Raw genomic sequence first — 12,222 nt, forward strand, 5'->3', positions numbered from 1 at the left:
AAAATAGTATTTTCGCTAACCATATGATTAAGGCTAAAAACATTCATAAATCTTACAGTTCGCTTCGGGTATTAAAGGGAGTTGATATTACCATTTCTGAAAGTGAAGTTATATCTATTGTTGGTGCTTCTGGAGCAGGCAAAACAACGCTTCTTCAAATTTTAGGCACTTTAGACACACCAGATTCTAAATCCCATACAGAACTCATTATCAACGACCAATCCATAACAGCTTTAAATGATAAAGATTTAGCAAAATTCAGGAATAAATATATTGGTTTTATCTTTCAGTTTCATCAGTTATTACCAGAATTTACAGCCTTAGAAAATGTTTGTATTCCTGCTTTTATTGGTAACACACCAAAATCTAAAGCCGAAAAACACGCCAAGGAATTGTTAGATTATTTAGGTCTCAAAGAACGTATACACCACAAACCCAATAGTATGTCTGGTGGCGAACAACAACGCGTTGCAGTGGCCAGGGCTTTGATAAATCAGCCAAAAATTATCTTTGCAGATGAACCGTCTGGAAATTTAGATAGTGAGTCCGCAGAACAGCTTCACAATTTGTTTTTTAAACTAAGAGACGAGTTTAAACAAACCTTTGTAATCGTTACCCATAATCAAGAACTCGCTGAAATGGCAGATCGAAAGTTGACCATGGTAGATGGTAAAATACTATAAATTTATACGCAACCTTTTACAACATTTTGCATCTAAACTAAAAGCCAACTATGCGTAAGCTATGTTTTTTGCTTAGCCTTTTCTTGTTGCTGAATTCCTGCGCCACTGTTTTAAACAAAAAAACAACTAAAGTAAAAATACATGCACCTCATGGCACAAAGGTTAGTCTTAATGGAAAAACGCATTTTGTTAAGAATGAAAGCATTAAAATTTTCCCTAAACGATCTAAAGACTCACTAAGGCTTATAGTATCTAATGACAGTATTTCTAATAATTTTGCATTACGCAAAAAAACTTCTGGTACAATCGCATTAAATTTGTTTTTACCGTACACTTTTGGTGCTGGATTTTTAGTAGATCTAACCAATCACAAAAGGTTTACTTATAAAAAAAACTTATATTTTGATATTGATAGCATCAATAATAGGTTTTATATGCCTAGAAAGAAGCCACTTTTGTTTAAAAAAAATGATGTCTTTATATACACAACACCTCTAAAAGCTATAGATATTTTTTCACAACCCATGTTAACGATAGGTGCAGAATATTTTTTTACGAACAAGATGAGTTTCAGTGCAGAATACGGTACGGTTTATACAAAAAGATTGGGAAGTGGTAGAAACCCAAAATTACAGCTTGTTGAAGACAAAGGAAGAGCTTTTAGGTACGAACTTAAATATTATAATTTAATTAGTATATCAAACAACCCACGGGTTAATGAATACATAGGTGTTGAAGCTCGTTTTTTAAGATATCAATTTAATGACGATATAAGGTTTTCGAGAAAAATAGACGATATAAGATATACTGTTGATGAAACTTTAGTAGTTCAAAAATCAATTGATATTTTCAATATTAAATACGGTTTAAACTATCCTATAGGCAAAAGACTTTACATAGACTTATATTCTGGTTTTGGCATAAGGATTAGAACACTTAAAAACCCAAACAGAAATTATAACCCAGATACAGATTTTCTTCTAGATGAGGATAGTCATTACGATTTTAGGCGAAATAATATAGAAGGTATTAATGAAGGTAATGATTTCAATTTCTCATTAGGGTTTAAATTTGGATATAAGTTTTAATTACAATATAAAATCTACTCTATTTGTTCACCATGCTGACTTAGGTCCAAACCACGTTCTTCTTGATCTTCCCGTACACGCATTTTTAGCAATACATCTACAATTTCAAAGAGTAAATAACTTCCACCAAACGTAAAAATAGCTGTTACAAACAAGGCTATAATGTGATAATAAAATGTTTCTGTTTCCCCGTAAACCAAACCAACATTAGCTGCAAACACGGCCGTTAACAACATACCTACAACACCACCAATACCGTGGCTTGGAAACACATCTAAAGTATCGTCTATACCCGATTTATTTTTTAAATGAATCATCCAATTAGAGACAATGGAAGCCACAAAACCAATAACTACCGATTGCCCAATATTTACAAAACCAGCAGCTGGCGTAATAGCTACTAAACCAACAACAGCACCGATACAAGCCCCCACAGCAGACATCTTTCGTCCCATAAAACGTTCGTAAAACAACCATGCAATCATAGCTGTAGCTGATGCAATATTAGTATTAGCAAATGCAATAACAGCATCTCCATTAGCGCCTAAGGCCGAACCGGCATTAAACCCAAACCAACCAAACCAAAGCAAACCTGTACCAAGAATAACATAGGGTACATTAGCATGTGTTTCTTCAGCAACTCTTCGTTTCCCCAAATACAATGCTCCAGCAAGTGCAGCAAAACCTGCTGACATATGCACCACAGTTCCTCCTGCAAAATCAAGAACTCCCCAATTTCTAAACAAACCATCAGGATGCCATGTCATATGCGCTAATGGACTATAGATCAACAAACTGAAAAGTACCATAAACAAAATATAGCTCCTAAAGCGAATACGTCCCGCAAAGCTTCCTGTAATCAATGCAGGAGTTATTATGGCAAATTTTAATTGAAACAGTGCATATAACAAAAAGGGAATAGAACCAGAAAAATCAGGATTAGGCTCCACACCCACGTTTTTAAAATTAAGGTACGTTAACGGATTACCAATAATTCCACCAATACTATCACCAAAAGCCAAACTAAACCCAACCAATACCCAAAGCACACTGATGACGCCTAAGGCAACAAAACTTTGAAGCATTGTAGATATTACGTTCTTCTTATTGATCATTCCTCCATAAAAAAAGGATAAACCTGGTGTCATCAGTAAAACAAAAGCACTAGCTACAAGCATCCATGCTGTATCGGCTTTATCTATACTAGACGTTAATTCTTGATAGTTAGTTGCAGTAAAGGCAATAAATAATACAATGATCGTTAGGACAATGAAGTTGATTTTCTTTCCCATCATAATTGGTTGAGTTAGTTAATTTTATTCTGAAAACAGCAAGCAAAATATACTTAATATCGCTGAAAATCAATGTAGAATCTGTAAAAAACAGAGTTATTTTTTTGGAATATGATAAAAATATTGTCCATAAATTTGGTAAGGTAGAAGACAAAAAGTTCTAAACAGATAAAGTCAACAACTTACTACTTAGCTTTTAAAAAGTTTTAGTAACACTAATGGTTTTTAATTTCTTAAATCAGTATTTTCGTCAACCCTAAAAAATTAATCAATGACAGTGATGGAGTTTAATCCAATAATAGAAGTTTTAGAAGAAGCCTACGAAATTCCACATCTTAATGCTACCCGAAAAATTTCAGCAGTATTACCCCATAATTACTACGAAACCGAAAAACGTTATCCCGTACTGTATTTACAAGACGGTCAAAATTTATTCAATCCGTTAGCACCTTACGGTGATTGGGCCATTGATAAATCTATGGCAAAGTTAGCAAAAGAAGGCCATGGTGACCTTATCATCATTGCAGTAGATCATGGTGAAAAAGAGCGTATTAATGAGTACTTGCCCTATTACCATCCACGCTTTGGAGAAGGTAAAGGTAATTTCTATATTCAATTTATGATAGAAAAACTAATACCATACATCAATAGCCATTACAGAACATTGACCGATTTTGAAAACACAGGTATTGGTGGTAGTTCTATGGGTGGCTTAATTAGTTTGCATGCAGGGCTTAAAAATCCAGGTATATTTGGTAAAATGATGATTTTTTCACCTAGCTTATGGATTTCAAAAACTGTTTTTAACCATACGAAATCATTTAAGCCTTTAGCAGAATCAAAGATTTATCTTTATGCTGGTGGAAAGGAAAGTATAGAACACTTGCCTAACGCAACAAAACTTGGCGGAATCATTAAAGAAAAAATGGTGAAAGGCTACAATATCGATTTTCATTTTTCTATTAATGAACAAGGTAGTCATGCTGAAGTACATTGGCGTGAAGAGTTTCCGTTGGCCGTAAAATGGCTCTATTTTTAATTGATACAATTATGACATTTAACCAAAAACAACAGTTAGACACTTCCAAAGATTATATAGTACCAATAAGGAAGAATAATCTCAAAACCGTTAAAGACATATTACCAATTGCCAATCCAGATTTTGATGGCAGTTTTTCTGAGCATCTACTACTCTATGGAAAAAACGGAAATCGTATTTACCTTTTGGGACTCGGCGAAGATAAACATGATGCAAAACTCGAAGAAGCATTTAGAAAACTTTGTGTAGATACCCAAAAAAATTGGGATAAATCCATACAAATTTATGCTAATGATTTAAATGATCAACAAATCCGTAAAGCTATTATTGGTTTACAATTGGCGCAATATGAAATTGGAGAGTATAAATCTACTAAAGCTAAGGCTTTTACAAGTGCTGTTTCCATCTGTACATCTGCAAATATTGATGCTGTACTAAACGAAGGAGAACTTATTGGGCAAACCATAAATAGAATAAAAGCATTAGTTGATGCTCCACCAAACATTAAAACACCAGAGTTTTTGGCAAAATGGTCTGATGATTCAGCCAAAAGTGCAAACTATAAATGTACGGTTCTGGATGAAAAAGAATTAGAATCACAAGGATTCAAAGCTGTACTTGCAGTAGGAAAAGGAAGTGTAAACAAGCCTGTAGTAATTTTTAACGAATATAAAGGCAGAACTGATAAAGACGTGGATTTGGTCTTGGTTGGCAAAGGTATAACCTTCGATTCTGGTGGTTTATCTATAAAACCTTCTACCAATCTACATTACATGAAAAGTGATATGGGTGGGGCTGCTGTAGTTTTGGGTATTATAGAACTTATAGCCAAACTACACCTTAATGTTAATGTAACAGGAATTGTTTGCTCTGCAGAGAACGCAGTAGATGCAGCAAGTTATCGACCTGGAGATGTCATAGAATCATATTCGGGCAAAACCATAGAAATTATTGATACCGATGCAGAAGGACGTTTAGTGATGTCCGATGGGTTAAGCTATGCTGTTAAAAACATTAAACCAAAGTATCTTATCGATATTGCCACTTTAACTGGAAGTGTGGTAAGAACATTGGGCTACTCTGCTGCTGGAATGTTTACACACAACAAAGAGATGGCGCAAACATTTTCTGAGATTGGCTATAAAGTTAATGAACGTGTTTGGCCCTTACCATTATTCGAAGATTTTGAAAGTGATTTGCATAGCGATATAGCTGACATTAGAAATTTTAGTGGTAAGCCCATAGCAGGTGCTATTAATGCCGCAAAATTTTTAGAAGCATTTACTGATAATCATGAAAATTGGATGCACTTGGATATAGCAGGTGTGTCATTCGGAGATTCACCTTATGCTAAAATGAAAAGTTCTTCAGGCTATGGAATACAGTTGTTTTTAGAATTTATTAAAACTCTGGAGTCTAAATAATATAAGTTTTTGTACTTTCAGTCTACAAAATACACTTAAATGCTAAAATGAATAACTACAAAACTAAAACCATGGCTAAACAACCCTTAAATTTTCTTTGTATTTGTACATATTTTAAAGGAGCAGATTTTTTAAAAAGCTGTAAAGCAGATGGCAATAATGTATTTCTTTTAACAAAGAAAAAGCTAGAGCACGAGCCATGGCCTTGGGAAGCTATAGATGAAACATTTTATATTGAAGAATGGAACCAAGATGACGTTGCAAAAGGTATTGCTTATAAGTTTCGTTCTATAAAGTTTGATAGGTTTGTTGCTTTAGATGATTTTGATGTTGAAAAAGTAGCCTTGTTACGAGAACATTTTAGAATGCCAGGAATGGGACGCACAACCGCACATTATTTTAGAGATAAATTGGCAATGCGAATGAAAGCAAAAGATGAAGGTGTTAATGTGCCAGAATTTTCAGATCTATTTAATGACCAAACTATTAATGATTATGCCGATCGTGTAAGTCCGCCATGGTTAATAAAGCCGCGTATGGAAGCATCTGCTACGGGCATAAAAAAAATACACAGTAAGGACGAACTATGGGAAGTTGTTCATTCCCTAGGTGATGAACGTGATGGCTATTTGGTAGAAAAATTTGCCCCTGGTGACGTATATCATGTTGATGGTCTTAATGTTGATGGTAAAGTTGCTTTTTCTAGAGTGAGCAAATATTTGGATACTCCTTTTGAAGTGGCTCACGGTGGAGGCATATTTAGATCAGCCACTTGCGAAATTGGATCTAAAATTGAGAAAGCCTTACAGAAAATGAACAAGGATGTAATGAAGGCTTTTGGTATGCTATTCGGTGCTTCTCATACTGAATTTATTCAATCTAAATCTACCGGAGAGTTATTCTTTTTAGAAACCTCCTCGCGAGTTGGTGGTGCTAACTTGGCTGAAATGGTAGAATACGCATCTGGTGTAAATCTTTGGTCAGAATGGGCCAACGTAGAAGTTGCCAATTTGAGAAAAGTAACTTATAAGTTGCCAAAGGTTAACAATACATATGCGGGCATTGTGGTTTCGCTCAGTAGGTTTGAGTACCCAGATACATCGAGCTTTACCGACAGGGAAATTGTATGGAGAATGAACAAAGCATGGCATATTGGACTCATTGTAGTGTCTGATTCTAGCGAGCGCGTTTTAGAATTGCTAGATAATTACACAGAACGTATAGGGAAAGAGTTTCATGCAAGTTTGCCTGCACCACATAAATCGGAATAAGCTTCAACCCTCAAAAAAACCAGTACTACCACCAACCCAAGTTTTATCCTTATTGTATTTAACCCCAACCATTTCCCCTTTGCTTAGGCGAATTAGGTTGCTTGCAATTTCTATTTTATTGGTTTTACTGTTGTGTACCATCATCATACGTACTTCGCACTTAGCAGGTACATCCATAGTCTCTATAATTGGTGCGTAAGCTACTTTTTCTTGTAGTAGATAATTAGATTTATCTGCTATACTTTCAATAATATTTGGAGTAACATTGATGTAAACTCCAGAACCCGCAAAAGAAAATAAAGGTTTTAAAACATAATTCTCTAAATCTTCAGGAATTGTTTTCAGCTTATCCAAATGATAGGATTTTGGTACATAATCACCTTTTAAAAATGGCATTGTATACTTACTGATTCTAAAAAACCAGTTAGGATGACCAATCCATTCTACATCTACTTCATCTTGAAACCTGAATTGACCATCCAAATCTTTTCGTTGATGCAACTCATCAAAAATAATACGATTGTATATTTTTAAAATTTTAATTTCATTGCCTTTATCATCTTTATAAAATAACTGCTTACCTTTCTTAATCAGATCGGTAATACACAATATTTTAATACCCAAAATGGCTTCAGTAGCATAAAAATCGATAGCCGTAGCTTGCTCATCGGGTTCAACTTCTAATAAAATTACCTGTTTAGGGTCTGTATCTCCAACGATTTCCGTTCTAAGTAAATCAATATATTCTTCAGTACTCATGCCATTGAGGTGTTGTGAATAGTTTTCAGGAATGGCATCTCCAAAGTGTTTCCTATACATGCGACCTAAAAGTTCTTGAAAAAAATATAGTGACGGGAATCCCTGAAGTTCAATCAGTTTTGGAACTAATTCTCCTTGGTCATTTTTGCAAATCCCAAAATCCAATTGAATAAATTTTGGTGGACCAACTTCATTAGGAACAATAGTATCACTATCAAAAAACGCATTTTGTGTCAGTTCGCTGAAATTAGGCTGATTGATGACATCAATGATTTCACTACAGGCATCAACCAATTTATTTCTGAGTGCTTTAGGGATAAATACTGGTGTTTCAGCAATCTTAAACCTTACCTTATAGTCAAATTCACTATTAATTTCATTTAATAATGCCTTGTACTTTTCTTCGGTAAAATTATCATTATAGACTTTTCTATTGCTCTTTATCATCGTTTTTAAGACATTACTGGTTGCTTAATATCCGTTATGGCATTGGTGATAAATTTTGGAAGTATGGTATTGTATGTCATGATGAGCTTATCGGGATCATCTACTCTATCCATCATTTGATTATATTTTTTCTCACCGAAACTTTCAATGACTACCCTTTTATTTTCTTCGAGCTTAAAAAACGCTTCCATACTTACAGGATCTGCTTCGGGATGAAACTGAGTACCCACAAATTCATCAGAAAAACGTACAGCCATAATGGCACGCTCTAATTCTACGTGTGTTCGAATTTTTTCTAAACTCAAAATAGTAGCCCCGTGAGTTTTAAAGACAGTGAGTTTAGGCTGAACAAGCTGCCAATCTCTAGAATCTACAGCATAAAATGGATCATTAAGTCCTTCAAATATAAGATCGTTATGCCCTTTTTTAGTTTGGTGAACCTGTAAAATACCAAAAGATGTGCTTCGTCTCGGCTTTATTTCGCCCAATTCAAAATAATCACAGATGACTTGAAACGAATAACAAATAAAAAATACATGTTTCTTTTGTACTGTTTTGGTTTTATTGATATTCCACAGCTCTTGAATTAAATCTAAGTACGGCTTCCTCCACTCACCTTCTTCTAACGGACTTCCTGGTCCACCACTGGAAATATATATATCGTATGACGTATCAGGAATTTCACCCTTTGCCCTCACGTCAAATATTTTAAAGGAAGTATCTGCACTAAAAGTCTCAACAATCTCTCTTATACAACGTAAACCTTGATTGGGCTCGTTGTTGTTCATGTCTAAGATGGCTAATTTCAGTTTGGTCTTTGTCATAAATAATTGCAGGTCTTAAAGGTCTGTTATGGTTTGTTCTGCTATGTAATCCACAACTTTTTTGAGGTCTTGTGCGTGTTCGTATATTGCCAACTGGCGATCGGCTCCCGTACCCATTTTCATCATGTTTCGTACATTTTCAACTTCTTTTTTAGAGCCTAGTTCATCCACTACATCATCAATAAAGTCTAGTAATTCTTCCATTAAAACTTTAGTATCAACTTCAATCTGTTTACCAAAATCAATCATTTTACCATCTATTCCATAACGGCACGCTCTCCATTTATTCTCGTTAATGAGCGCCCTATGATAAGTTATGAAGTTAAGATTTTGACATTTTAATTTATAAAGCTTGGCCACCAATGCTTGAATTAATGCCGCAATACTCAAGGTTTCCTCATAAGTCATTGGAACATCGCAAATTCTGACCTCTAACGTTGGAAATACAGGATGTATTCTAATGTCCCACCAAATTTTCTTAGGGTTATCAATACAATTGGTCTTTACTAAAGTATCAACGTAATTTTGGTATTGCGCATAATTATCAAAAATACCAGGAATGCCTGTTCTCGGAAATTTATCAAAAACCTTGGATCTGTAAGATTTAAACCCTGTATTTCTACCTTCCCAAAACGGTGAATTGGTAGATAGTGCGTACAAATGCGGTAAAAAATAACGCATAGCATTTGTAATATGAAGCGCTAAATCCTTATCTGCAATACCTACATGTACATGAAGCCCAAAAATTAAATTTGAACGTGCAGTGTCCTGTAGCTCATTGATGATTTGATCGTAACGTGGGTTTGGTGTTAGCAGTTGTGTTTCCCATTTTGAAAAGGGATGCGTACCAGCAGCTGCAATATTAAAACCCAAATCGTTAGCTATAGCAGATATTGATTTTCTTAGGTGTTTAATCTGTTGCCTAGCATCAGTGATATCCTCACAAATGTTAGTACCAACTTCTACAACGGCTTGATGCATCTCAGCCTTAACCTGCTCACCCAAGACCTTGGATGCTTCTGCAACAATTTGCTGATCGTGCGAAACGAGCTCTCTAGTTTCTGGATCTATGACCTGATACTCTTCTTCAATACCTAATGTAAACTTCATATTAAAAAGGTTTAAATTCAACCTGACTAGAATAAGCTAATCAGGTCTCTAATATATCTACTTCTTAGAAGTTTTTCTTTTAGGAGTAGTTTTCTTTTTGGTTACCGCTGATTTAGCAGGTGTTTTTTTAGCTACTGTTTTCTTCGCAACAGTTTTGGTAGCTGTAGCCTTTTTATTTGATGCCGTTTTAGTCGCAGCTTTCTTTACTGGTGCCTTCTTAACAGCAACCTTTTTAATTTTTGATACAGTTTTACTTGTTGGTGCTTTTGGTGCAGCTATTTGGTCTTTTACAAAAGTTCCCCAAGTTAAATTCATTTGCCCTTTTTTGTACTGCTTTGCCTTTGCAATGGCCATATCCGCTGCATTTTCTACAATCCAATCGAAATTTTCCTGCCCTACAGAATGTATATCTGCATCTGGTGCTGGATTACAAAAATCAATAGCATATGGTACTCCGTCTCGTACGGCAAATTCCACAGTATTAAAATCGTAACCTAAAGCCTTATTTAGTTTTATACAATAATTTTCCACTAAATTGAGTAACTTTTTATCAACTTCTGGGCCGTCAATTACATATCGAAGGTGGTGTGGGTTTCTAGGCTCGTATTGCATAATGTGTACCTTATCCGTACCCAAAACATAACACCTAAAGTATTCTGTAAACTGAATTTCCTCTTGCAACATCATTACCAAATGCTCCGTTTCTGAATGTTTTGCCCACAAATCTTCGGGATTGTCTACACGATAAACACTTTTCCAGCCTCCACCGTCGTGGGGTTTCATGTATGCCGGAAATCCTATGGTACTAAACATTTTTTCCCAATCAAATGGAAATTTCATGTTTCTAAATGAGTTTTCATCAGTGTCTGGCGGTCTGTGAGATGTTGGCAAAATAAATGTCTTTGGTACTGGCACACCTATTTTTTCTGCTAAAGCATTATTGAAAAATTTCTCATCAGCACTCCACCAAAATGGGTTATTAATTACCGCTGTACCTGTAATGGCTGCATTTTTAAGATAAGCTCTATAGAATGGTACATCTTGTGAAATTCTATCAATTATTACAGTGTACTCATCTGATTTTGCTTGCTCTACAGTATCAATAGATACAGCTTCTGCCATCATATTTTTTATACCCTGCGCTTTTATTTTTTCGTTTACCCTATCGATAAATGCCCAAGGGAAAGTGTCCTCTTGACCGAATAGTATTCCAATTTTTTTCATGCTTTCAATTCATTAGTTGTTTTAGATTAATCTCTAAGTTATTATAATTTTGATAAATAATGCGGAAACATCTGATTCCATAATGGCCAATCGTGTTCAGCCCACTTACGCTCATCGTACCAAAAAGGTATATTTTTATTGGTTAATATAGCTGCCATTCTTTTGTTAGCGTCTAGGCATATGTCCCATTCACCTACTCCAAGAACAATCTTCATATTCCATAAGTCTGGGTGGTTGGCATCGGGCATAAAATCTACTGGGTTATTAAAAAACACATTATCGTCATAATAACCATCCATAAAAGATTTAATATCAAATGAACCGCTCATGCTGTACATATGGCTTACACGTTCTGGGTGTCTAAACGCAAAATTTGCGGCTTGATAGCCCCCAAAACTTGGTCCAGCCATAGCAACTTTCTGCAATCCTTTTTCGCTACAAATTTTATTGACCAACTCATTCATTATAAACTCATCATAAACAACATGATTTTTAACACGCATTGATGGGTGAATATTCTTGTTGTACCAACTTAGCTCGTTAATACCATCTGGACAGTAAATCTGAACGATGCCTTGCTCAACAAACCATCTAGCAGACTCTACAAGTCCCATATCCCTACATTCGTTATGTTTACCCATTGTAGTGGGAAACAAAATAACAGGATAACCCGTGTGACCAAATACAAGCATCTCAATATCCCTACTCAATGTTGGCGAATACCATTTAAAATGTTCTTCTTTCAATTGTTTTATTTTAGTTAGTTATAGTTTCGAACGAGCAAAATTATAGTATTTTAATCAACCAAAATAAATAATTAGGTTCTAAATAGGTGTAAATCAGTTAATTTTATTAACTATATCGTTTTCGAAAAATTAAAATTGAAATATAATAGGAGTGAAACCCTTACAATATTGCAAATCCAGAAAGTCTAATGCGAAAGAATTATTCATTTTTCAAGACCTAATAATTTTTCGTACCTCAAAATTACTCGAACTGACGTACAATCAGATTTTCTACTCAAAATGCATAACGGGTAGGTCACATTAAAATAAAAGGAT

Annotated in this window: 10 protein-coding genes and 1 pseudogene; 5 read left to right on the forward strand and 6 right to left on the reverse strand. The window is 34.9% G+C overall.

Annotation, left to right across the window (positions count from 1 at the left end):
- Nucleotides 1-23 precede the first annotated feature (23 nt).
- Nucleotides 24-683: an ABC transporter ATP-binding protein gene (locus tag KCG49_RS03155; RefSeq protein WP_218544732.1), complete on the forward strand. Its 660-nt coding sequence runs from the start codon at nucleotides 24-26 to the stop codon at nucleotides 681-683.
- A 50-nt stretch (nucleotides 684-733) separates the two neighbouring features.
- The gene (locus KCG49_RS03160; protein ID WP_218544733.1) at nucleotides 734-1,771 is read left to right on the forward strand and encodes a hypothetical protein; all 1,038 of its coding nucleotides are present in this window, start codon (nucleotides 734-736) and stop codon (nucleotides 1,769-1,771) included.
- Between the two features lie 14 nt (nucleotides 1,772-1,785).
- On the opposite strand, the gene KCG49_RS03165 is transcribed toward KCG49_RS03160, so the two are convergent.
- A complete protein-coding gene (locus KCG49_RS03165) occupies nucleotides 1,786-3,063 on the reverse strand; it encodes an ammonium transporter (RefSeq protein WP_218544892.1) in 1,278 nt (425 codons plus the stop codon).
- 271 nt (nucleotides 3,064-3,334) lie between these two features.
- On the opposite strand from KCG49_RS03165, the gene KCG49_RS03170 reads away from it, so the two are divergent.
- Genes KCG49_RS03170 through KCG49_RS03180 form a run of 3 tightly spaced genes read left to right on the forward strand, consistent with a single transcriptional unit; the run spans nucleotide 3,335 to nucleotide 6,797 of the window.
- A complete protein-coding gene (locus KCG49_RS03170) occupies nucleotides 3,335-4,102 on the forward strand; it encodes an alpha/beta hydrolase (protein WP_218544734.1) in 768 nt (255 codons plus the stop codon).
- Between the two features lie 11 nt (nucleotides 4,103-4,113).
- Nucleotides 4,114-5,526, forward strand: coding sequence for a leucyl aminopeptidase family protein (locus tag KCG49_RS03175; protein ID WP_218544735.1), 1,413 nt, complete (start codon nucleotides 4,114-4,116; stop codon nucleotides 5,524-5,526).
- 47 nt (nucleotides 5,527-5,573) lie between these two features.
- On the forward strand, nucleotides 5,574-6,797 hold the full coding sequence (locus tag KCG49_RS03180; protein WP_256259841.1) for an ATP-grasp domain-containing protein: 1,224 nt from the start codon (nucleotides 5,574-5,576) through the stop codon (nucleotides 6,795-6,797).
- 3 nt (nucleotides 6,798-6,800) lie between these two features.
- On the opposite strand, the gene KCG49_RS03185 is transcribed toward KCG49_RS03180, so the two are convergent.
- The 5 genes and pseudogenes from KCG49_RS03185 to KCG49_RS03205 form a co-directional block, all read right to left on the reverse strand.
- Nucleotides 6,801-8,003 carry a hypothetical protein gene (locus KCG49_RS03185; protein WP_218544736.1) on the reverse strand — a complete coding sequence of 401 codons (1,203 nt, stop codon included), beginning with the start codon at nucleotides 8,001-8,003 and terminating at the stop codon, nucleotides 6,801-6,803.
- A 5-nt stretch (nucleotides 8,004-8,008) separates the two neighbouring features.
- Nucleotides 8,009-8,827, reverse strand: a complete 819-nt coding sequence (locus KCG49_RS03190; protein WP_218544737.1) for a type 1 glutamine amidotransferase — start codon at nucleotides 8,825-8,827, stop codon at nucleotides 8,009-8,011.
- A 15-nt stretch (nucleotides 8,828-8,842) separates the two neighbouring features.
- On the reverse strand, nucleotides 8,843-9,937 hold the full coding sequence (locus KCG49_RS03195) for a carboxylate-amine ligase (protein WP_218544738.1): 1,095 nt from the start codon (nucleotides 9,935-9,937) through the stop codon (nucleotides 8,843-8,845).
- A gap of 276 nt (nucleotides 9,938-10,213) precedes the next feature.
- Nucleotides 10,214-11,161: pseudogene (locus tag KCG49_RS03200) on the reverse strand (ATP-grasp domain-containing protein); the annotation flags it as partial.
- A gap of 41 nt (nucleotides 11,162-11,202) precedes the next feature.
- Nucleotides 11,203-11,907: an alpha/beta fold hydrolase gene (locus KCG49_RS03205; protein WP_218544739.1), complete on the reverse strand. Its 705-nt coding sequence runs from the start codon at nucleotides 11,905-11,907 to the stop codon at nucleotides 11,203-11,205.
- Nucleotides 11,908-12,222 lie beyond the last annotated feature (315 nt).

It is taken from the genome of Winogradskyella luteola, from assembly GCF_019203985.1.
Classification (GTDB): domain Bacteria; phylum Bacteroidota; class Bacteroidia; order Flavobacteriales; family Flavobacteriaceae; genus Winogradskyella; species Winogradskyella luteola.